Origin of the sequence: Bizionia sediminis (assembly GCF_042684585.1) — a bacterium.
Taxonomy (GTDB): domain Bacteria; phylum Bacteroidota; class Bacteroidia; order Flavobacteriales; family Flavobacteriaceae; genus Algorimicrobium; species Algorimicrobium sediminis.
Window position 1 is genome coordinate 539,145 of record NZ_JBHULS010000002.1, and the last position, 22,929, is coordinate 562,073.

The window sequence follows — 22,929 nt, forward strand, 5'->3', positions numbered from 1 at the left end:
AACCAAAAAAGCCAGTTAGTTTTTAACTGGCTTTTTTATGCATTAACCGGGTTAACTTAATGGATAAATCGGTTAAAATTATTTTTGCGTTACCGTTTCGTTCAATATGATATATCGCTTCCTGAATTTCATTGGAAATGTCTGTAATATTATTCCCATGTATAAAAGGTGCAAATTTTTCTAATTTAAAACCCTCTGTTTTTGGTTCAAAATAAACCAAATCCGTGGCCCCGTAATTAAGCATAAGGGCCTGCCTAAAAAAGTTTAGGCAAAATTGTAAAAACTGCTTTTGGGTTTCGCGCCCTGTTTTGGCAATATCCTCGCTCCACGTTATTAAATCGTGAATGGCCGCCTTGTTTCCTTTAGCTTTAAAAGCGCTTCTAATCCAGAAAATAAACCATGTTTCGAACTGAATGTCTTCGGAATCATGATAAACCAAATCGCACGCTTTATTGTAATTACCATTGGCTTGATGGGCAATTTTTGCCGCTACAGAAGCCTCTATTTGGTATGCTTTTACCAACGCATTTGCAATTACTGTTTCGGTTAAGGGTGGAAAGTGTATAACCTGGCAACGCGATCGGATGGTACTAATAAGTTGTTCTTCGTTTTCGGTTATTAAAATAAACATGGTTTTAGCTGGCGGTTCTTCTATAAGTTTTAACAGCTTGTTGGCTGCATCGGCGTTCATTTTTTCGGCCATCCAAATAATGGTAATCTTATAGCCACCTTCATAAGATTTTAGCGAGATGTTTTTTAAAATATCTTTGGCTTCATGAACACTTATTAAACCTTGCTTTTTTTCAATACCAATTTTTTTATACCAATCAAATAAATTGCCATACGGTTGCTGATTTAACAAGTCGCGCCAAGCTTCTAAAAACTGACTAGAAACAGCATGGCTTCGTATTTTACCTACAGCAGCTACCGGGTACGAAAAATGTAAATCTGGATGCGAAAAGTTTTTAAATTTTAGGTTGCAGGCTGTATTTGGTCCTGTATTTTCACCTGCTGTGTTGTTGCAAAGTATATATCTGGCATAAGCAATGGCCATGGGTAAGGTGCCAGATCCTTCTGGCCCTACAAAAAGCTGTGCATGCGGAATACGACCATTATCAGCGCTTTGCGTTAAATGGTTTTTAATATGATCCTGCCCTAAAATATCGCTAAATAACATATAGCAAACCTACATATTTTTTTTCAGTTTATAATTGTTACAGCACAAAACAAAACCAGTACCAAATGGCAAGTAAATCTGTAAAGTCCGGTAAATTGTAAAGGCATTATTGAGGGAAACATATATATTTGTACTACAACAACTAATTACAACAAACAATAACCACCAAAAGGACAATACTATGCAACTAAAAACGATAGACGATTTTAATTTTAAAAATAAAAAAGCCCTTATTCGTGTAGATTTTAATGTGCCCCTAGACGCTGAATTTCAGGTAGGCGATACTACCCGTATTTTAGCGGCAAAACCTACAATTATTAAAATTTTAGAAGATGGAGGAAGTTGTGTATTAATGTCGCATTTAGGCAGGCCAAAAGGCGTAGATTCCAATTTATCTTTAAAGCATATTGTTTCTAAGGTGAAAGATATTTTGGGCGTAGAAGTCTTTTTTAGTCCCGATTGTATTGGTGAAGCCGCCGAAGAAGCGGTGAAAAACTTACAATCTGGCCAAATTTTACTGCTTGAAAATCTCCGATTTTATGCTGAAGAAACCGCTGGCGACGAAAACTTTGCCCAGCAATTATCTAAATTAGGCGATATTTATGTTAACGATGCCTTTGGTACTGCGCACCGCGCCCATGCATCTACAACCGTTGTAGCCAAATTTTTTCCAGATAACAAATGTTTTGGTTACCTGCTGGCACAAGAAATAAAAAGTATCCATACCGTTATGCATACTGGCGACAAGCCTGTTTGTGCCCTTATAGGCGGAGCCAAGGTGTCCAGTAAAATAACAATTATCGATAATATCTTGGATAAAATAGACCACTTAATAATTGGTGGCGGTATGACCTTTACCTTTATTAAAGCCCAAGGAGGCGCCATTGGTAACTCGCTTGTGGAGGACGATAAATTGGATTTAGCAAAGCATATTTTAGAGGAAGCTAAAAAGAAAGGCGTGCAAGTGCATTTACCTGTAGATGCCGTTATTGCCGATGCTTTTGATAATAATGCGCACACCAATACAAGCCCTATAGACGCCATTCCAGATGGCTGGATGGGTTTGGATATAGGTCCCGTAACAGAGGAGCGCTTTGCAGCGGTTATTAAACAATCCAAAACCATATTATGGAACGGGCCCATGGGGGTTTTTGAAATGGCAAATTTTGCAAAAGGTACTATTGCTGTAGGTTACGCCATAGCCGAAGCCACCAAAAATGGCGCTTTTTCTTTAGTAGGTGGTGGCGACTCGGTAGCGGCGGTTAAGCAGTTTAAATTGGAGGACCAAGTTAGCTACGTTAGCACCGGTGGCGGCGCCATGTTGGAAAGTTTAGAAGGTAAAACCCTGCCAGGAATTGCAGCTATTTCTGAATAGCTTTTGAGAAAAAATGGATCCCATAATTAATAGGAAGTGTAAGTAAATGGCAATAAAAAATAGAAGGTGTTTTGCAATATGGCTGCTGGTTATGTTTGGTATAAAGGCAACCTTTGCGCAAGATTCAATTCCTAATAAAACCGCAAACAAGCAAGCTATCCAAACCCAAAAGGGGCGTATAACTGCTAATAAGATAGACACCATAGCGGATGGGACAGTTTATTTGAAAACAGAAATTGCAGCGCAAACAGATTCAACCGATTTAAAAAACTTAAAAGATTTGAGTTTTACGGCCGAAATAGACAAAAAATGGCGCGAAGAACTCTATAGCAATGCGCTATATGATACCCTTTATAATGCAATTTCGGAACTAGATTATAAAGAAGTGTATTACCCCGAACTGCCAACAGATACCTTAAAGCAGCGCCTGGAAAAATTAAATGCCAAAACACCTTTTAACATTGCTTATAACCCATCTTTAGAAAGTGTCATTAAATCCTTTTTAAAAAACAGACGTACACATTTTGAAAGACTTATAGGGTTAAGTGCTTTTTATTTCCCGATGTTCGAAAGAGAGTTGGACGCACAAGATGTTCCATTAGAGGTTAAGTATTTAGCCATTGTGGAATCGGCTTTAAAACCGCGCGCCAAATCGCGTGTTGGCGCCACAGGCTTGTGGCAGTTTATGTTTGCAACCGGAAAACAGTACGGTTTAGACGTTAGTAGTTATGTAGATGAACGAAGCGATCCTATAAAATCTACTAAAGCAGCCGCCAAATATTTGGCCGCTTTATACAGTACGTTTGGCGATTGGGATTTGGCGTTAGCAGCCTATAACTCGGGGCCAGGGAATGTTTTAAAAGCCATTAGGCGTTCTGGTGGTTATGAAAATTACTGGAATATTAGGCATCATTTACCGCGCGAAACAGCCGGATACGTTCCAGCATTTTTAGCTACCATGTATATTATGGAATATGCCAAAGCCCACGGTTTAGTCTCAGAAAAGCCCGCATTTCATCATTTTGAAACGGATACCATAAGGGTAAAGCAAATGATAACTTTGGATCAGGTTTCAGAAGCCACAGGTGTATCTGTGGAAGCTTTGCAGTTTTTAAATCCGTCCTATAAACTGGATATTATTCCTTATATAGCAGACGAACAATACGCCTTGCGTTTGCCTGTTCAGGCCATTGGCTCTTTTGTAGCCAATGAAACAGCTATTTACGCCGCTGCTAAAGCAGAGTTTGAAGCGAGAGAAAAACCCTTACCACAGTTTTTTGAAACCGAAAGTAGGGTGCGTTACCGCGTAAAATCTGGCGATTACCTCGGGCTAATTGCCCGAAAATACGGTGTTCGTGTAAGTCAAATAAAACAATGGAACGGCTTGCGAAGCAACAATTTACAAATAGGGCAGCGTTTAACTATTTACCCCAGAAATCCTGTGGCAAAACCTGCTAATAGCCCCGCAAGCAAAGCGCCAAAAACCTACGTTGTAAAACAAGGCGATTCGCTTTGGAGCATTTCGCAAAAGTTTTCGGGAGTTTCTGTTCAAAATATTCGAGATTGGAATGATATTAGTGGTAACAATTTAAAACCGGGTATGGTTTTAAAGTTATCAAAAAGCTAATAAAACAAATTGTTTACTATGATTCATAAAATTTTAGTTGTCTGCTTGTCTGTTATTGTTCTGCAATCGTGTAACCAGGGCAAATCATCTAACTACAAAATACTACCAGAGTCTTCGGGTAAATTAAATAATTTAACGGTTGTTGTGGACAACGATTTATGGACGGGCAGTCTTGGCGAAACCTTGCGAGAGGTTTTAGCAGCACCCGTACACGGTTTGCCACAGGACGAACCCTTATTTATTTTAAGTCAAATTCCGCCCAGTGTTTTTTCTGGTTTTGCCCAACAAAGTAGAATTGTTTTAAAAGTTGAAAAATCGGATTCTACGCAGTTAAAAATTGCTAAAAATGTATTTGCACGACCGCAACGGGTGGTGTTAGTAGCTGCCCCAACAGAAGAAGCTTTAGTTGCACAAATAAAATCCAATGCTCAAAACATTGTAAGCACCTTAAAAGCAGAAGAAATAAAAGAGCAGCAACGTCGCATTCAAATAGCGCTTCACAAAAACAACACCATTAAAGAAAAATTAGGGATTTCTATTAAATTTCCTTCGGTATACCGCATAGCTACCGAAACTGATAATTTTTATTGGATTCGAAAGGATATAACCACAGGCACCACCAATATTTTATTGTACGAGTTGCCTTACGGCCGTATTAAAGATTCAGATTCGGTGGTTCGTGATATTATTAAGGTTCGCGATTCTATAGGAAAAAAACACATTCCAGGACCATTAGATGGGTCGTTTATGATAACCGAAGATGCCTACACACCTTTTTTAGCAAAAACCACTATAGATGATAAGTTTGCAATAGAAACCAAAGGAATTTGGGATGTTAAAAATGCCTTTATGTCTGGCCCATTTGTTAATTATGTTATAGACGATAAAGCTAATAACAGACTTTTAGTGGTTGAAGGGTTTGCTTTTGCACCGTCTGTAGGTAAACGCGATTATATGTTTGAGTTGGAAGCTATTATTAAATCCATTAGCTTCAATTAAAAAAACTTAAAAAACACAAAAAAACCCAACTTTATAGGAAGTTGGGTTTTTTTGTATGATTTCCAAAAAGCCTATTCTTTTTTAGCTTTTTCATCCTTGTCTTCTTCTTTACTGGCGTCTTTAAATTCTTTAATGCCGCTACCTAAACCTCGCATTAATTCCGGGATTTTTTTACCGCCAAAAAGTAATAGCACAATTACCACAATTAATGCTATTTGCCAAGGCCCTATTGCCAATGGTAACATATATAAACTCATAAAGCTTTAATTTAAAAAGCAAAGTTAATAATTAAACTTTTAATATAGGCGTTTTAATACTAATTTTAGCACCTACGAAACACGAAAGTGCCGTTATTTTAAGTAATTTTGTATGACCTATGGCTCATAAAAAAAAGAAAACCACCAAGTTTACTAAAAAACTATTAAACAAGTACCGTTTGGTAATTTTAAACGAAGACACGTTTGAAGAACGCGTTTCTTTAAAATTAACCCGGCTTAATGTGTTTGTGCTGCTCTCTTTATCCACCATATTTTTGGTAGTAGCCACTACTATCCTTATTGCATTTACACCCTTACGCGAATATATTCCAGGCTACTCGTCTGTGGCACTAAAAAAACGAGCTACAGCGCTTTATTATAAAACAGATTCGTTACAACGGGTTATTGCAATAAACGACCAATATTTTCAATCCATAAAAAAAGTATTACATGGCGAGGTAGATACCTTGGCCTTTAATAAAGATTCTATAATAAAAGCCAGGGAACAAGAAGCCAAAACATTCGATTTATCGCCGAGTAAAGAAGATTCCTTACTTCGTGAAAAGGTAAGAAAAGAGGATAAGTATAATTTATTTGAATCGGCTAAAATTAATTCAAACTTTATTTTGTTTCCGCCCGTTTCGGGAACCATTTCGCAAGAATTTAAAATAGACGAGAAGCATTTTGGTGTGGACATCGTTGCAGTGGTTGGCACACCTGTAAAAGCGACAGCAGATGGTGTCATAATTTTTTCAGACTGGACCACCGATGGCGGTTACGTGATTATTTTAAAACATAGTCAAGGCTTAATTTCTGTGTACAAGCACAATGCCATGTTAACAAAATCCCAAGGCGATAGTGTTACAGCTGGCGAGGTAATAGCCACCATTGGAAATACCGGCGAAATAAGTACTGGACCACATTTACATTTTGAATTATGGAGTAACGGGTATCCAATAAACCCTACTAATTTTATAGATTTTAAATAATGCTTTCATTAAAAGCCCTTTTGGCCAAACCTTTTGCACATTATATTATTAAAAAGTCTGAAAAATGGATTCAAAATCCTGTAGATACGCAAGAACGGGTTTTTCAGAATTTAATTAAAGACGCCGCTACAACTGCATTTGGAACAGACCATAATTTTCAAAACATTAAAAATCACGACCATTTTGTAAAACAGGTGCCAATTAGGGATTACGAAGGCTTAAAACCCTATATAGATCGTGTTGTAGCGGGCGAGCCCAATATTGTTTGGAAGGGAAAGCCTTTATATTTTGCAAAAACATCAGGAACAACAAGCGGTGCTAAATATATTCCACTTACCAAGGAAAGTATGCCTACACATATTAGGGCGGCAAGAAATGCTATATTATCTTATATTCATGAAACAGGAAATTCGGATTTTGTTTCAGGCAAAATGATTTTCTTACAAGGCAGTCCGGTACTTGAAGAAAAAAACGGAATTCAACTGGGGCGTTTGTCAGGTATTGTGGCGCATTTTGTGCCTAAATATTTACAAAAAAACAGAATGCCTACATGGGAAACCAACTGTATAGAAGATTGGGAAACCAAAGTGGAGGCCATTGTAGCCGAAACGCTTTCAGAAAACATGGCGGTTATTTCTGGAATTCCATCATGGGTGCAAATGTATTTTGAAAAAATTCAAGAAAAAACAGGAAAACCAGTAGGACAGGTTTTTAAAAATTTCAACCTATTTATTTATGGCGGTGTTAATTACGAACCGTATCGTGCAAAATTTGAAAACCTCATAGGTAGAAAAGTAGACAGCATAGAACTGTATCCGGCAAGCGAGGGCTTTTTTGCTTACCAAGACAAACAAAACGAAAAAGGCATGCTACTGCTTTTAAACGCAGGCATCTTTTACGAATTTGTTCCTGTGGCTAATTTTTACGATAAATCACCCAAACGTCTTACCATAAAGGATGTTGAAGTAGGTGTAAATTATGTCATGATAATTTCTACAAATGCCGGGCTTTGGGCATACAACTTAGGCGATACCGTTATGTTTACATCTACAAATCCATACCGCGTTATTGTATCGGGGCGTATTAAACATTTTATTTCGGCTTTTGGTGAACATGTAATTGGTAAGGAAGTAGAACACGCCCTGCAAGAAGGGCTTTTGGGTACCAACTACCAAGTTACCGAATTTACCGTTGCACCACAAATAAATCCAAGTTCGGGTTTGCCATATCATGAGTGGTTTATAGAATTTGAAAACGACGTAGATAACTTACCCGAGTTGGCTGCTAACATTGATACCGCGTTACAACAACAAAACACATACTATTTGGATCTTATAAAAGGTAAGGTGTTACAGCCCTTAAAAATAACAACAGTTACAAAAAACGGTTTTCAAGAATATATGAAATCTATAGGAAAATTAGGCGGCCAAAATAAATTACCACGCTTGTCCAACGACCGTAATATTGCCGACAAATTATCCCATTTGAATTTGATTAAATAATAGTATATTTGGTAATTAAACAGTTTTTATGAACAAGAAAAAGTACCATGCTAGAACGAGAGCACAAGAGAGCTCAAATGCCATAGAACGAATGTACATTACTATGAGACACCTATTTAATAGGGGGTTTTATAAACCAATGGGTGTTTCCGGCGAGACACTGCGCGAGGCCTTACTATTGTTACGTCCAGAAATATATGGGTCCATAGGCGATGAAAAAGCCGAATTAGAAGGCCTATTGTATGTAGTGGACAGATTACCACAAGGTATAGAGGAGTGCACCTTTATAAATCTTACCAGCGATGAAGGTTACGGAAACTCTCATTTTAAACCAATTATTCCACTAAAAAGACGCCGAAACTGCTACCGAATAGATAACGAGCAAATGAATATTGAAATTACCAGAGGTCGCTCGGAAATTTATGATATTCTAACGCATTTAACTTTTATGTTTGTTGAGTCGCATAAAATAAGTAAACGCGTACTTATAGACGACAAAGGAAATACTACCCGCGATTGGGTTAAACTAGAGAAGGCTGTCCTAGCAAAAAAAAAATTAACGCAAAACGAGCGCGAAGTAGCCATAACACACACGGCAAATATATTGGGTAGAACCTTTGATGAGTTGCGGTTTGTATACGAGCAATTTCAAACCCCAGATCAGCCGGAACGCCTATTACACATTGTTTATTGGTTAGGAAAATTAGCTATTGAAGAAGTGGTGCATAACAACAAACGCACCATAACATTTAGCCCTGTTTTAAGAGAACGTTTGGGCCATCATATTCATGGCGAAATTTGGGCCGATAATATAAAAAGTGTCCTTCATAAAAATAAGCTGTTGCACCGGCCAATGCACATTATTAGCGCCAACATGCATAGTGTTATGAACACACTTTACGCACCAACGGCTTTAAAAACACTTTTAAACAAAAAAACAGTCTATCAGGTTTACGAGGCTTTAAGTAAAAAAGAAAACGAAACCTTACGAAATAAAGTCACCAATACCGCTTTGCAAAACGGTATGATTTATATTCCAGATAGCTCTGGCACCAACATAGATGTACAAATTTTTGATACCGACAAATTAGACTTATCAAAAACAGATTTAGATATTACCTCAAATAATGCGCAAACAGAAAAGCCTATTATATTCGTTATGGATTACGCCTTTGGCGAACAGGCCTACGAAACCATAGATGAACTCTTAAAACCAGCCTTAATAGACGGTCAGCGCATTCAACTCAATATAGCATCGGTATCTATTATGGGTAAAGCCGGTATTTTAGAAGGAGGAAAAGGCGATATCATGATTCCTTCAGCACATATTTTTGAAGGCACAGCAGATAATTATCCGTTTGAAAATGAATTAACCAAAGCCGATTTAGATGGGCATGGTTTAAAAGTGTTTGAAGGCTCTATGATAACGGTTCTAGGAACCTCCTTACAAAATAAGGATATTTTAAAATTCTTTTACAACTCCACTTGGCAAGTTATTGGTTTAGAAATGGAGGGTGCGCATTACCAAAAAGCAATTCAATCGGCATCCAAAGTAAGAAAAACCATTAACCCTAATGTAAAGGTGCGCTACGCTTATTACGCAAGTGATAATCCGCTAGAAACAGGCAGCACGCTAGCCTCTGGAGGTCTTGGAACTTCTGGGGTTAAACCTACTTATTTAATAACACATAAAATATTACAACAAATATTTAATAACCAATAGCCCGTATGAACAACAATCCTACAGAAACTAACAAGCCAAATAATTCGGAAGAAGTGGATTTAGCCCAATTGTTTAGACTTTTTGGGAATGCCTTTGGCAAGTTAGCAAATTTTATTTCAGACATATTTAAAGCTATTTTTTCTGTAATAATTTTTGCGCTTAGAGCCATAATTGTAAATTTTAAGATAATTGTTGTATCCATGGTGCTTGCCGGTATTTTAGGATATGTTTTGGAGCGTCAAAAACCGGTAATTTACACCTCGTCTATGTTAATTAGACCCTATTTCGAGTCTAAATTTCAATTTGTAACCAACATGGGCTATTATAATGCACTGTTAGAAAATAAGAAGTATACCACCATTGCCGAGCTTTTTGAAATAAGCGAAGAAGAAGCCAGTGCTATTAAAGATTTTGAAATAGAAACGGGTCCAGAAACCGAAAACGATAAATTGCTTCAGTACAGTATGTTCTTGGATAATTTAGATAGCACGCGAGTAAAACCTATTAGCTACGAGCAATTTGTAGAAAATAGAACCATTTATAGTGGCGAGTTGTTTCAAATAACCGTGCATGCAACCAAAAACGATATTTTTCCTAAATTAGAAAATGGGATTACCAATTCCTTTACAAACTCCTACTCCTTAAAACGGATGCAAAAGCGCGATTCCTTGCTTACTATTCAACAAAACAACATAGTTTCACAATTAAAACAAGTAGATTCCTTACAGCAAATTTATATTAAGGTTTTAGAAAACGACTCAAAATCTCAAGGTAGTGAATTTAGCATTGGTGGCGAAAGTTTTTCTTTGGGTAATGATAGAGCAAATACCAAAGAATACGAGTTATTAGAAAAAGAAATACAGTTGCGTAATGAATTAAAGGAACTCCAGGAGAAAAAAGTAGACGAAGACGTATTTTTTGATGTAATTTCGAATTTTCAGAAAATAGGAAAACGCCAGCAAACATTATCAAAACGGTACGTGGTGTTGTTTCCTGTGGCAGCTTTTGTATTGTTGGCCATAATTTATCTTGTTACCAAAATGGTTGTTTACGTAAAAAAATATGATGCCTAAAAAAAAGATATTAATAACGGGAGGAGCTGGTTTTATTGGCTCGCATGTAGTTAGATTGTTTGTAAATTCCTATCCAGAATACCACATTTATAATCTGGACAGCTTAACCTATGCGGGTAACCTAGAGAATTTGCAGGATGTAGAAACAAAAGCTAATTATAGCTTTTTAAAAGTCGACATAACAAACGAAACTGAAATTAATAAGCTATTTGCAGCGCACCGTTTTGATGCTGTCATTCATTTAGCAGCAGAATCGCACGTAGATCGCTCTATAACAGATCCGTTAGCCTTTGTAAAAACCAATGTTATAGGCACCATGATTTTACTGAATGCCTTTAAAAATACTTGGAAAAACAACTTTAAAGGAAAGCTATTTTATCATATTAGCACCGATGAGGTGTATGGCACTTTAGGAGAAACTGGTTTATTTACAGAAACAACAGCCTACGATCCAAATTCACCGTATTCAGCATCCAAAGCAAGTTCCGATCATTTTGTTAGAGCCTACGGCGAAACCTATGGTTTACCCTATGTTATTTCCAATTGCTCTAATAACTATGGTCCAAATCAATTTCCAGAAAAACTGATTCCTCTGTTTATAAATAACATAATAAACAATAAGCCGCTACCAGTTTATGGCGATGGTAATTATACCCGAGACTGGTTATTTGTAATAGACCATGCCAGAGCCATAGATACCGTTTTTCATACAGGAACGCAAGGTGAAACCTACAATATAGGTGGTTTTAATGAATGGAAAAACATAGATTTGGTTAGGCTATTATGCAAACAAATGGATGCTGCTTTGAGCCAAAAACCAGGTACATCGGAAACGTTAATAACCTACGTTAAAGACAGACCCGGACACGATTTACGGTATGCCATAGATGCTTCCAAAATAAAAAATGAATTAGGTTGGCAACCATCGGTAACTTTCGAACAGGGTTTAGCAAAAACAATTACCTGGTATTTAAATAACACCAAATGGTTGGAAAGTGTTACCAGCGGCGCCTATCAAACCTATTACAACAAACAATATAATTAAATAACGGCGTTTTTAACAAAACGCTTCTTTATAAATCCTTAATTTATATGAAAGGTATTATACTTGCGGGTGGGTCCGGAACCAGGCTACACCCCTTAACCTTATCGGTAAGTAAGCAGCTCATGCCTATTTACGATAAACCAATGATATATTATCCGCTTTCCACGCTTATGTACGCTGGAATTAATGAAATACTCATAATATCTACACCCAAGGATTTACCCTTATTTAAAGACCTTTTAGGTACTGGCGAAAAATACGGATGCCGCTTCGAGTACGCAGCGCAAGAGGCACCAAACGGTTTAGCAGAAGCCTTTATTATTGGCGAATCGTTTATTGGAAACGATAAAGTGGCTTTAATTTTGGGCGACAATATCTTTTACGGCACTGGACTAGCAAAATTATTACAAAGTAACAACAATCCCGATGGCGGTATAATTTACGCATATCGTGTGCACGATCCAGAGCGTTACGGCGTTGTTGCGTTTAACAACGAAGGTCAAGTAATTTCCATAGAGGAAAAGCCCGAAAACCCAAAATCTAATTACGCGGTACCGGGTATCTATTTTTATGACAATACGGTTGTAGATATTGCCAAAAATATAAAACCAAGCCACCGAGGGGAGTTGGAAATAACAGACGTTAATAAGGTTTATTTACAGCAAGGAAATTTAAGCGTAAGTATTTTAGATAGGGGTACAGCTTGGTTGGACACCGGAACCTTTCAATCCTTAATGCAAGCCTCACAATTTGTGGAAGTTTTGGAGGAGCGTCAGGGGTTAAAAATAGGCTCCATAGAAGCCGCAGCTTTTGAAATGGGTTATATTACCGAAGACATGTTTAAACAACTAGCAGAGCCCTTATTAAAAAGTGGTTATGGTAAAAACCTTTTAGGGTTATTAAGTAAAAAATAAATGACAGTAACAGAAACGCATTTAAAAGGATGTTTTATTCTAGAACCAAAAATTTTTGGCGACAGTCGTGGTTATTTTTTTGAATCGTTTAACCAAACACACTTTAATAAGCTAACCCAAACAGATACTATTTTTGTTCAAGATAATGAATCCTTTTCAACCAAAGGGGTGTTAAGAGGCTTGCACTATCAATTAGGGGAATATGCTCAAGCCAAGCTTGTACGGGTTGTTGCCGGACGGGTTATAGATGTGGCTGTGGATATTCGCCTTAAGTCACCCACATTTGGGGAGCACATAGCGGTAGAGTTATCGGCCGACAATAAAAAGCAGGTATTTATTCCTAGAGGTTTTGCGCACGGGTTTGTAGTGCTGAGTGATACCGCAGTTTTTTCTTATAAATGCGATAATTACTATAATAAAACAGCTGAAGCTGGTATTATTTACAACGACCCTGATTTAAAAATTAATTGGCAACTACCAGATTCAGATATCCTTGTTTCTGACAAAGATAAGTTGTTACCTCAATTTTCTAATGCGCGGTTATGATTCATATTTTAGTAACAGGCGGAAACGGCCAGTTGGCAAGCTGTATTAAAGATTTAGCCTCTAATTATAAAAACGTTCATATAACCTATACAGATGCGCATACTTTAGATATTTCAGATAACAAGGCGGTTACTCAATTTTTCTCAAAACACACCGTTAATTACTGTGTAAACTGCGCGGCTTATACAGCTGTAGATAGTGCTGAAAATGAAATGATTACCGCTAAAAATGTAAATCAGTTGGGGGCTAAAAATCTCGCCATAGCTTGTCAAGCTAATCAGGCTACACTTATCCACATATCAACAGATTTTGTTTTTGATGGCGCACAATCTACCTTGTATTCCGAGGCCCATAAACCCAACCCGCAAAGCGTGTATGGTAAAACAAAATACCAAGGCGAAATTGAAATACAACAGCACTTAAAAAGGTATTTTATTTTGCGCACTTCTTGGCTATACTCGGAGCACGGCCATAATTTTATGCGCACAATGCTGCGCTTAGCCAAGGAGAGAGATACATTAAGTATTGTGTCCGATCAAATAGGAACCCCTACCTATGCCAAAGATTTGGCTGAAGTTATTTTAACGTTAATTACAACAAACCAAACGGCATACGGATTATATCATTACAGTAATGAAGGTGTGGCAAGCTGGTACGATTTTGCCCAAGCTATTTTTCAGGAAACGCAAACCACCATTAAGGTAATTCCTATAAAAACTGTAGCATATCCAACGCCGGCAAAGAGACCCGCTTTTAGCGTGTTAGATAAAACCAAAATCAAGGACACGTTTCAAATAAGCATTCCTTATTGGCGCACTAGCTTACAAAAAGCCCTAAAAGCATTATGAATAAACACCTACATACAGCTATACAAGCCGCGCTAAAAGCCGGAGAAGCTATTATGGATGTCTATAATACCTCATTTTCTGTAACCTTAAAGGAAGACCAATCGCCTGTAACGGCAGCAGACAAAGAAGCCAATACTATTATAAACGCTTTTTTAAAACCAACGAATATGCCCATTATTTCTGAAGAAAATAAACAAACGGATTACACCACTCGAAAATCTTGGGAAACATGCTGGATTGTAGACCCGGTAGATGGGACAAAAGAGTTTGTAAACCGAAACGGCGAGTTTACGGTAAATATTGCTTTGGTAGCACATGGAATACCGCAATTAGGTGTCATTTACGTACCAGCAACTAAAACCCTGTATTACGCAAATGTTCTTAACAAACAGGCCTTTAAAGCTCATTTAAATACCCATCGCACACCTCTAGAAACGGTGTTGAAACAAGCCAAACCCGTGAAGCCTAAAACCAACAAAACGGAAACGATTTTGGTAGTTGGAAGCCGTTCGCACATGAATGAAGCCACATTAAACTTTGTAGAGCAGATAAAAACCTCCGGGAAAAAAGTAGAAATCGTATCTAAAGGAAGTTCTCTAAAATTCTGTTTGGTAGCAGAAGGCTTAGCAGATGTTTATCCCCGTTTTGCACCTACCATGGAGTGGGACACAGCTGCTGGACAGGCCATTTGTAATGCCGTTGGTGTAAAAGTTATAGCTATGAATACGCGCAAACCATTACAGTATAATAAAGAAAACCTTCTAAATAGCAATTTTTTAGTGCAAGCCTGATGAACGATATATCCTATAGGAGACATTTGGCAAAAACCATTACTTGGCGCCTTGTAGGAACAGCAGACACCATTTTGCTATCATGGATTATTACGGGAAACCCTTTTGTAGGCATTCAATTAGGAATTGCCGAGGTAACTACCAAAAGTATTTTATATTATATTCACGAACGTATTTGGTATAAAATTAATTTAACCTCAAAAGGGGTTAAGTTATCCAGTAAAAAGCGTCATGTTCTAAAAACTATTACCTGGCGTGTAATTGGTACTTTGGACACAGTATTATTGGCTTGGTTTATATCTGGCAGTACAGTGGCCGCACTACAAATAGGTACGGCCGAAGTAGTTACCAAAATGTTGTTATATTACATGCACGAACGTGTTTGGTATAAAATTAATTTCGGACTAGCCAACCGAAAAAACAGGTAGTAATGGAAACACATATAACACCATATAATTACAGTATTTCAAAAGCGCAACGCGAAAAGTTGTTAGGGCACAAGCCTTTACTAATATGGTTTACAGGACTATCAGGCTCTGGTAAATCTACAATAGCCAATGCCCTAGAAAATTTGCTACATGCCAAGGGGATAAAAACCTATACTTTGGACGGCGATGTAATACGTAGCGGATTAAACAGCGATTTACAATTTACCCCAGAACACCGAGCCGAAAACATAAGACGCATTGCCGAGGTTGCCAATTTAATGCTGGATGCCGGTTTGGTTGTTTTGGCTGCATTTGTTTCACCTTATAAAAAGGATCGCGCAGGCGTGCGGAAAATTGTAAATGAAGCAAATTTTGTTGAAATATATATCAATACACCCTTGGAAGTTTGCGAACAACGCGACGTAAAAGGTTTGTATAAAAAAGCCCGTGCTGGAATTATAAAAAACATGACCGGAATTTCTGCGCCATATGAAGCACCAGAAAATCCAGATTTAGAAATACACACAGCAAACGAATTAGTGGAAGCTGCCGCCAAACGCATTTTACATAGTATTATGCCAAAATTATTACACAAACATGAGTAGGTATTACTTAAATTATTTAGACGAGTTAGAAAGCGAAGCCATGTATATTCTTCGTGAGGTGTGGGCGCAATTTGAAAACCCTGTTATTTTATTTTCGGGAGGTAAAGATTCTATTTTAGTAACCCATTTGGCTAAAAAAGCTTTTTATCCGGCCAAAATACCTTTCCCATTATTACATGTAGATACAGGTCATAATTTTCCTGAAACCATTCAGTTTAGAAATGATTTGGTAAAAGAACTTGGCGTTCAGCTTATTGTTGGGTCTGTGCAACAATCTATTAACAACGGGCGCGTAACCGAAGAAAAAGGCAAAAATGCTACCCGAAACGCATTACAAACTACCACCTTATTAGATGCAATAGAAGCGCACAATATAGATTGCGCCATTGGTGGCGGCCGTAGGGACGAAGAAAAGGCCAGAGCCAAAGAACGTATTTTTTCGCATCGAGACGATTTTGGCCAATGGGACCCAAAAAATCAACGACCAGAGCTATGGAATATATACAACGGCTCCCACTTTCAAGGCGAACATTTTAGGGTGTTTCCTATAAGCAATTGGACCGAAATGGATGTTTGGAATTATATTAAACGCGAAAAAATTGCCATTCCTTCGTTATATTTTGCGCATGAACGGCAGGTAGTAAGGCGCCAAAATTCGTGGATTCCAGTTTCTGAATTTCTGGTGCTAGAGGATCAAGAAGTTGTAGTAACCAAAACGGTTAGGTTTAGAACTTTAGGCGATATTACCATAACCGGAGGTATTGAATCCGAGGCCAAAACGCTGGCCGAAATAGTTAACGAAGTGGCCGCCATACGCCAAACAGAACGCGGTAACCGAAGCGATGATAAGCGATCGGAGTCTGCTATGGAGGACAGAAAACGCGAAGGTTATTTTTAAACGGATGCTTATACGCCGCTGAATAAACATTTTAAGACTCTGTAAATTTATAGAACACACAGATTATGTTGGAAACGAACCAATTACTACGATTTATAACTGCTGGAAGCGTGGACGACGGTAAAAGCACCCTAATAGGCAGGTTATTATACGATTCTAAGTCGCTTTTCGAAGACCAATTACAAGCCATTGAAACCATTAGTCAGAAAAAAGGTTTTCAAGGTATCGATTTGGCCTTATTTACCGATGGTTTGCGAGACGAACGGACACAAGGCATTACTATTGATGTAGCCTACAGATATTTTACCACACCAAAGCGTAAATTTATTATTGCAGATACCCCCGGTCATATTCAGTACACGCGAAATATGATAACAGGTGCCTCCACAGCAAATGCTGCTATTATTTTAATTGATGCACGCTATGGTGTTGTGGAACAAACAAAACGACACGCTTTTATAGCGTCATTATTACAAATTGGGCACATAATTGTTTGTGTAAATAAAATGGATTTGGTCCAATTTTCGGAAACTAAATTTCAAGAAATACAAAATCAATTCGAGGCATTTTCTGCTAAAATGGTAGTTAAGGATGTACGCTTTATTCCTATTTCCGCCTTACAAGGCGATAATGTAGTAAACCGTTCAACACAAATGCCCTGGTACCAAGGCGCCCCTTTGTTGCACATGCTAGAAACCTTGCATATAAGTAGCGATACCAATAGGGTGGATGCTCGTTTTCCGGTTCAAACAGTTATTAGGCCACAGTTAGCTAATATACCAGATTACAGGGGATATGCCGGACAAATTGCAAGTGGTTTTTTTCGTGTTGGCGATGACGTAACCATTATGCCATCCGGATTTTCTTCAAAAATAAAATCGATTAACTGGGGTTATAAAACAATTCAGGAAGCTTTTGCACCCATGTCTGTAACCATGACGCTGGAAGATGACATGGATGTTAGTCGTGGCGATATGATTGTAAGAAAAAACAACAAACCACAAGCAAAACAAGATTTGGAAGTTATGCTGTGTTGGCTGCATAATGATCCCGCAAAACCGCGAACAAAATATAGCGTGCAACATTGTAATAACAGCCAAAAAGCTATGATAAAAGAAGTATTGTATAAAATAGATATTGAAACCTTACAGCGCAACACAGATACTAAAGCAATTGCCATGAACGATATTTGCAAAGTAACCATTAGAACCACAAAACCTTTAATGGTAGACGCCTATCGCGAAAACAGAACCACGGGTAGTTTTATTTTAATAGACGATGCCACACACGAAACAGTAGCTGCTGGTATGGTGGTGTAAACAGTAAAATATACGCAAACAATTCAGGTTCTCATATTCCCCTAATCCTGCAGGTTGGTACAATAAAAACCTTAAAAAAAAGTTATTGTATTTTAATTAAAACGCTAATGGCATCTTACCATACTAGGTATCAAAATTAGTAGTAAGGGCATGCTTGTAACTGGTTTCAATTTACTAGGTTTGTATTACTTGTAAAATTCAATTACTATGAAAAAAACAATACTTTTTTTAGGTCTGATACTCTGTTTTTCTTGTAAAAATGAGACCACCAATACTAAAAGCCAAGAATTACAGGAACCGGAACCAATTGCTAAAGTAACAGACAACATCTTTACGTTTAGCGTGGAACTAAAAACGGAAGAGGCTGATATTTTAGAATTGTATTATGTGGACGATTTTCCAGATGCACCTTTTACGCGGGAGAAACGTATGGCAAAAAGTATTGAAGCAGGTTCAGATTTTCAAACCATCGAATTTAAATTACCTAAAAACAGTCTTCCTTATAAAATGAGGCTGGATATAGGTGACAATGGTAATAAGTTTGAAACCCCTGTTTTTATTAACAGCATAAAACTAACGTTAAACAATAATGTTATAGCCATAGATGATACCCTTATGGATAGCTTTTTTCAGCCAAACGAATACGTTACAAAAATAGAAGGTGGCTATTTAAGAAAAACCATAGAAAATAAATACGATCCGTTTATAACGGCAAGACCATTGCTAATAAAAAAGATAGAATTAGAGCTATAAGGCATAAAATGATTAAACGTTTTTTTAGCAAAATAGAATTGAAAACAGTAACACAAATAATAGGTTCTAATCTGTTAAGCAATCTTAAAGATATAACACAACTCACCTATAAAACAGGTGTTTTTATTAAAAACAGAAAACTTACAACCATGTATTTAAAACAAGAAACAGCGTTAATAAAACGCCTGTTGTAACAGCAGGATGGCGCCGGTTTACGCTGTCTAGCCAATAAGTATGTTATAGTGTTTCAATAGCACAATTCCGAAACGTTACAGTGCCAAATACAGTATATATTAGTAGCGCAAAAAATAAGCTAAAGCACCAACGAGGTTATTTAAGCTTACCGTAAAAGCATTGCAGTTTGCGAAAAAGAATTATTATTGCTTAACAAAGCCGCAGTGCAAATTAAAAAAACCTGAATTTCGTTAAAAAATTTAGATTGAAATTTACATGAATTACGACATTCCTTTTAATAAGCCTTTTTTAACAGGCAAAGAAGTCCATTACATTTCCGATGCTGTACAAACGGGAAAAATTTCGGGTAACGGAAAATACACCAAAAAATGCCAAGATTTTTTTAAAAACACCTATGGTTTTGGTAAATGCATGCTTACCACTTCCTGTACAGACGCTTTAGAAATGGCGGCTATTTTAATTAACATTCAGCCGGGCGATGAGGTAATTATGCCATCTTATACCTTTGTTTCTACGGCTAACGCCTTTGTATTAAGAGGTGCAAAAATTGTATTTATAGATAGCCAAAATAATCATCCCGGAATGGATGCGGACTTGATAGAGGATGCTATAACAGGAAAAACCAAAGCCATTGTACCAGTTCATTATGCGGGTGTTGCTTGTAATATGGATAAAATTATGGCGCTAGCCAATGCCTATAATTTGTTTGTTGTGGAGGATGCAGCTCAAGCAATAGACAGTTATTATACGTTCCCAGACGGCACTAAAAAAGCTTTGGGTACCATTGGGCATTTAGCTACATTTTCGTTTCATGAAACCAAAAATATTATCTCGGGAGAAGGCGGTATGCTGGTAGTTAATGATCCGCAATTTATGGATCGGGCAGAAATAATTTGGGAGAAAGGCACAAACCGATCTTCATTTTTTAGAGGTGAAGTAGATAAATACGGTTGGGTGGACGTTGGTTCTTCATTTTTACCATCCGAAATTATATCGGCTTTTCTTTGGGCACAACTGGAAAATTTAGAAACTATTCAAACCAAACGAATACAGATCTGGCAAACCTATTACGAAGGATTAAAAGATTGGGCAGCCCAAAACAATATTAGCATGCCACACATCCCTACATATGCCACCAATAATGGCCATATGTTTTATTTAGTTTTTAAAAATACGACTAAACGCGCTAAGGCTATTGAAAAATTAAAATCCCATGGCATTTTGTCGGTTTTTCATTATCTAAGCCTACACGAAAGTCCTTTTTACAAAAATAAACACGACGGTAGACAACTGCCTTTAACCAATCATTATTCAAATTGCCTATTGCGCTTGCCTATGTATTATGAACTTTCTGTGGCAGATACCAATAAAATAATAAAACTTTTAAACGAGGTACAATTGTAATGCTTCTACATTTTGTAATAGACGAAAAGGTAACCGATCAGATTATTGAAAACTTTAGCAAAGTGGACAAAACTAGTCGGTTTCTGGTGTTTGTTGAAAACAAAAACGAGCCTTACCAATACATTACATCCAGAGCGGGGTCGCTTATAAAATTCAATGAAGCCTCAAATAATATTAATAATTTAGTACAGGAATTACAAGTTACCGCTATTTTAATGCATGCCTGTCATTTGGAATATGCCCGGGTTATTAATGCACTCACGGTAAACCTTAAAATAGCTTGGTACCCGTGGGGTTTTGATATTTATGGGTTGCCCAGAATAAAACCACAAACCTATGCCTATTTTACCAACAAGTACTTAATAAACACTGTTAAAAACTTAAGGTTGGGCAGATTAATTTTAAAAAATAGATGCACAAGGGATTTATATTTTAAAATTGATACACGAGAAAAAGACCGATACACCACTATTTTTAAAGCATTAAAAAAAGTAGACTACTTTGTTTCTTATTTGCAGGAAGATTTCGAGTGCTTTTCTAAATATTACCCCAATAAGTTTCAATTTATTTATTCTCCTTTTAGTACGCTAAATCAGTATTTAGGTGGTAACGAACATCTAACTTTGCAAACCGACGCTACGCATATTTTAATTGGAAATTCTAATTCCATAGAGAGCAATCATGTGGATGTTTTTTCATTTTTAGCCAAACAGCAGCTTCACAACAATATAAAACTATACACACCTTTAAGCTATGGAGACAATCCAAAATACAAAGCCTATGTTTTAAAGGAAGGGAAAGCACATTTTAAGGATAATTTTGTGCCTTTATTAGATTTTATGCCGCGCCAGGATTATTTAAAAATTTTAGCTTCGTGTTCTACAGGTATTTTTTATCATTACAGGCAACAAGCCATGGGAAACATTATTGCCATGCTGTATTTAGGCTGCAGAGTATATTTATCTGAAAAGAATCCAGCTTTTAATTTTTTTCGTACCAAAAACATAACTATTTTTAATCTGGAAACAGACTTCCCTAAATTTAAAAACACGAAATTAGAGGCCGCGGTGGTAACAGAAAACAGGCAACAGCTACGAGCAATATTTAGCGAAAACGCGGTTTTACAAAACATAAACATGCTTATAAAAACCATTATGTAACCATATGTCGCTAAAAGGACAAGTAATATTAGGTTTAAAATGGACAACCTTTGCTACCGCATGTTTAGCAGTGGTGGCTATCCTTAAAATAAGTATTTTAGCTAGGTTTTTAGATAAGTCAGATTTTGGACTCATGGCTTTAATAACGTTTGTTATGGGCTTTATGAACTTGTTTAGCGACATGGGCTTGTCCACGGCTATTTTGCACAAACAAACTATTAGCAAACAACAATACGCCAGCTTGTATTGGTTTAATATTGTTTTGTGTTTGGGGCTTTACGGTTTATTATGGGTAATAACGCCATTGGTAGCCAACTTGTATCAAGAACCCGCGCTAAATACCTTAATTCCGTTGTTAGGGTTAAACCTTATAATTTCAGGTGCTGGCATTCAGTTTAAAACCATTGAAACCAAACATCTTAATTTTAAAAGTATCAGCCTTATAGATATGATAGCCGCTGTGGCGTCGTTAGTTTTAGCCATTTGGCTTGCGGTAAATAACTACGGTGTGTTGGCTTTGGTGTATTCAGCGTTACTTCAATATGCGCTAGCCAATTTATTGTTTATAGCTTTAGGCCTAAAAAAATATGGCTTACTCATGCATTTTAAATTTCACGAAACCTTACCTTTTTTAAGAATAGGAATATATCAGGTAGGTGGTCAGGTTGTTAATTATTTTAATAGAGATTTAGACATATTACTTATTGGTAAATTCTTTTCAACCGAAATTTTAGGTGGTTACAGTTTAGCTAAACAATTGGTATTTAGGCCGGCACAAATTATTAATCCAATTTTAATTAAAGTGGCCTCGCCTACACTGGCAAAATTTCAAATGGATAAGGCCTTGTTAAAAACAAATTATTTGAAGCTAATAAAAATAGTGTCGTCTATAAATATTCCAGTTTATATTCTTATCATCGTATTTGCACCTGTTATTGTAACCATTATGTATGGTGCTGGTTTCGATAACATTGTTACGCTTGTGCGCATATTAAGCTTATACATGATTTTTAGAGCTATTGGAAATCCAATTGGAAGTTTAGTTACGGCCACAGGGCGAACGGATTTGGAATTTTATTGGAACCTACTAAACGTTCTAATAATGCCAATATTTATTTATATTGGCGCTAATTATAGTATCGAAGCGGTGGCGTGGTCGTTAGTAGTTGCTGCGGTCACACTTTTTGTGCCTAGTTGGCGCTTGTTAACCCACAGAATGACGGGTGCTTCCTTAAAAGAATACATTACAGCCATTGTAACCATTAATTTTAAATTTTAAGTATTACCCAACAGCCTAGTTT

23 protein-coding genes are annotated in these 22,929 nt (G+C 37.1%); 21 read left to right on the plus strand and 2 right to left on the minus strand.

Annotation, left to right across the window (positions count from 1 at the left end; all coding sequences use genetic code 11):
- Positions 1-22: 22 nt before the first annotated feature.
- Entirely contained in the window at positions 23-1,177 is a 1,155-nt protein-coding gene (locus ACFSQP_RS06755; protein WP_376892683.1) for a DNA polymerase III subunit, read from the minus strand.
- 181 nt (positions 1,178-1,358) lie between these two features.
- Here ACFSQP_RS06755 and ACFSQP_RS06760 point away from each other — a divergent pair, with 181 nt between their 5' ends.
- The 3 genes from ACFSQP_RS06760 to ACFSQP_RS06770 all read left to right on the plus strand — a co-directional run bounded on the left by ACFSQP_RS06760 (position 1,359) and on the right by ACFSQP_RS06770 (position 5,178).
- A complete protein-coding gene (locus ACFSQP_RS06760; protein ID WP_376892685.1) occupies positions 1,359-2,552 on the plus strand; it encodes a phosphoglycerate kinase in 1,194 nt (397 codons plus the stop codon).
- 91 nt (positions 2,553-2,643) lie between these two features.
- Positions 2,644-4,179: a LysM peptidoglycan-binding domain-containing protein gene (locus tag ACFSQP_RS06765; RefSeq protein WP_376892686.1), complete on the plus strand. Its 1,536-nt coding sequence runs from the start codon at positions 2,644-2,646 to the stop codon at positions 4,177-4,179.
- Between the two features lie 18 nt (positions 4,180-4,197).
- A complete protein-coding gene (locus tag ACFSQP_RS06770; protein WP_376892688.1) occupies positions 4,198-5,178 on the plus strand; it encodes a DUF4837 family protein in 981 nt (326 codons plus the stop codon).
- A gap of 71 nt (positions 5,179-5,249) precedes the next feature.
- On the opposite strand, the gene ACFSQP_RS06775 is transcribed toward ACFSQP_RS06770, so the two are convergent.
- A complete protein-coding gene (locus ACFSQP_RS06775; RefSeq protein ID WP_376892690.1) occupies positions 5,250-5,435 on the minus strand; it encodes a Sec-independent protein translocase subunit TatA/TatB in 186 nt (61 codons plus the stop codon).
- A 119-nt stretch (positions 5,436-5,554) separates the two neighbouring features.
- Between ACFSQP_RS06775 and ACFSQP_RS06780 the strand changes: the two genes are divergently transcribed.
- From ACFSQP_RS06780 to ACFSQP_RS06865, 18 genes are all read left to right on the plus strand, one after another.
- On the plus strand, positions 5,555-6,424 hold the full coding sequence (locus ACFSQP_RS06780; RefSeq protein ID WP_376892692.1) for a M23 family metallopeptidase: 870 nt from the start codon (positions 5,555-5,557) through the stop codon (positions 6,422-6,424).
- Complete coding sequence (locus ACFSQP_RS06785; protein ID WP_376892694.1) at positions 6,424-7,926, plus strand: GH3 auxin-responsive promoter family protein; 1,503 nt, start codon at positions 6,424-6,426, stop codon at positions 7,924-7,926. The genes ACFSQP_RS06780 and ACFSQP_RS06785 overlap by 1 nt, the downstream gene beginning before the upstream one ends.
- Positions 7,927-7,954: 28 nt before the next feature.
- Positions 7,955-9,649 carry a DUF6909 family protein gene (locus tag ACFSQP_RS06790; RefSeq protein ID WP_376892696.1) on the plus strand — a complete coding sequence of 565 codons (1,695 nt, stop codon included), beginning with the start codon at positions 7,955-7,957 and terminating at the stop codon, positions 9,647-9,649.
- Positions 9,650-9,654: 5 nt separating this feature from the next.
- Positions 9,655-10,722, plus strand: a complete 1,068-nt coding sequence (locus ACFSQP_RS06795) for a hypothetical protein (RefSeq protein ID WP_376892698.1) — start codon at positions 9,655-9,657, stop codon at positions 10,720-10,722.
- Positions 10,715-11,767 (plus strand): dTDP-glucose 4,6-dehydratase, encoded by a 1,053-nt coding sequence (gene rfbB, locus ACFSQP_RS06800; protein WP_376893200.1) that lies wholly within the window; start codon positions 10,715-10,717, stop codon positions 11,765-11,767. Before ACFSQP_RS06795 ends, rfbB begins: the two co-directional genes overlap by 8 nt.
- A 47-nt stretch (positions 11,768-11,814) precedes the next feature.
- Positions 11,815-12,681, plus strand: coding sequence for a glucose-1-phosphate thymidylyltransferase RfbA (gene rfbA, locus ACFSQP_RS06805; protein ID WP_376892700.1), 867 nt, complete (start codon positions 11,815-11,817; stop codon positions 12,679-12,681).
- Positions 12,682-13,227: a dTDP-4-dehydrorhamnose 3,5-epimerase gene (gene rfbC / locus ACFSQP_RS06810; RefSeq protein WP_376892702.1), complete on the plus strand. Its 546-nt coding sequence runs from the start codon at positions 12,682-12,684 to the stop codon at positions 13,225-13,227.
- Positions 13,224-14,075: a dTDP-4-dehydrorhamnose reductase gene (gene rfbD / locus ACFSQP_RS06815; protein ID WP_376892704.1), complete on the plus strand. Its 852-nt coding sequence runs from the start codon at positions 13,224-13,226 to the stop codon at positions 14,073-14,075. The genes rfbC and rfbD overlap by 4 nt, the downstream gene beginning before the upstream one ends.
- Entirely contained in the window at positions 14,072-14,866 is a 795-nt protein-coding gene (cysQ, locus tag ACFSQP_RS06820; RefSeq protein WP_376892706.1) for a 3'(2'),5'-bisphosphate nucleotidase CysQ, read from the plus strand. The genes rfbD and cysQ overlap by 4 nt, the downstream gene beginning before the upstream one ends.
- Entirely contained in the window at positions 14,866-15,294 is a 429-nt protein-coding gene (locus ACFSQP_RS06825; protein WP_376892708.1) for a DUF2061 domain-containing protein, read from the plus strand. The genes cysQ and ACFSQP_RS06825 overlap by 1 nt, the downstream gene beginning before the upstream one ends.
- Positions 15,295-15,296: 2 nt before the next feature.
- The gene (gene cysC / locus ACFSQP_RS06830) at positions 15,297-15,899 is read left to right on the plus strand and encodes an adenylyl-sulfate kinase (RefSeq protein WP_376892710.1); all 603 of its coding nucleotides are present in this window, start codon (positions 15,297-15,299) and stop codon (positions 15,897-15,899) included.
- Positions 15,892-16,797 carry a sulfate adenylyltransferase subunit CysD gene (gene cysD, locus ACFSQP_RS06835; protein WP_376892712.1) on the plus strand — a complete coding sequence of 302 codons (906 nt, stop codon included), beginning with the start codon at positions 15,892-15,894 and terminating at the stop codon, positions 16,795-16,797. Before cysC ends, cysD begins: the two co-directional genes overlap by 8 nt.
- Positions 16,798-16,862: 65 nt before the next feature.
- Positions 16,863-18,116, plus strand: coding sequence for a sulfate adenylyltransferase subunit 1 (locus tag ACFSQP_RS06840; RefSeq protein ID WP_376892714.1), 1,254 nt, complete (start codon positions 16,863-16,865; stop codon positions 18,114-18,116).
- Between the two features lie 207 nt (positions 18,117-18,323).
- Positions 18,324-18,869 (plus strand): hypothetical protein, encoded by a 546-nt coding sequence (locus ACFSQP_RS06845; RefSeq protein ID WP_376892716.1) that lies wholly within the window; start codon positions 18,324-18,326, stop codon positions 18,867-18,869.
- Between the two features lie 8 nt (positions 18,870-18,877).
- On the plus strand, positions 18,878-19,063 hold the full coding sequence (locus ACFSQP_RS06850) for a hypothetical protein (RefSeq protein WP_376892718.1): 186 nt from the start codon (positions 18,878-18,880) through the stop codon (positions 19,061-19,063).
- A 256-nt stretch (positions 19,064-19,319) separates the two neighbouring features.
- Positions 19,320-20,468: a dTDP-4-amino-4,6-dideoxygalactose transaminase gene (rffA, locus tag ACFSQP_RS06855; protein ID WP_376892720.1), complete on the plus strand. Its 1,149-nt coding sequence runs from the start codon at positions 19,320-19,322 to the stop codon at positions 20,466-20,468.
- Positions 20,468-21,628, plus strand: a complete 1,161-nt coding sequence (locus ACFSQP_RS06860; RefSeq protein WP_376892722.1) for a TDP-N-acetylfucosamine:lipid II N-acetylfucosaminyltransferase — start codon at positions 20,468-20,470, stop codon at positions 21,626-21,628. The genes rffA and ACFSQP_RS06860 overlap by 1 nt, the downstream gene beginning before the upstream one ends.
- Positions 21,629-21,632: 4 nt before the next feature.
- Complete coding sequence (locus ACFSQP_RS06865; protein WP_376892724.1) at positions 21,633-22,907, plus strand: MOP flippase family protein; 1,275 nt, start codon at positions 21,633-21,635, stop codon at positions 22,905-22,907.
- Positions 22,908-22,929: the final 22 nt, after the last annotated feature.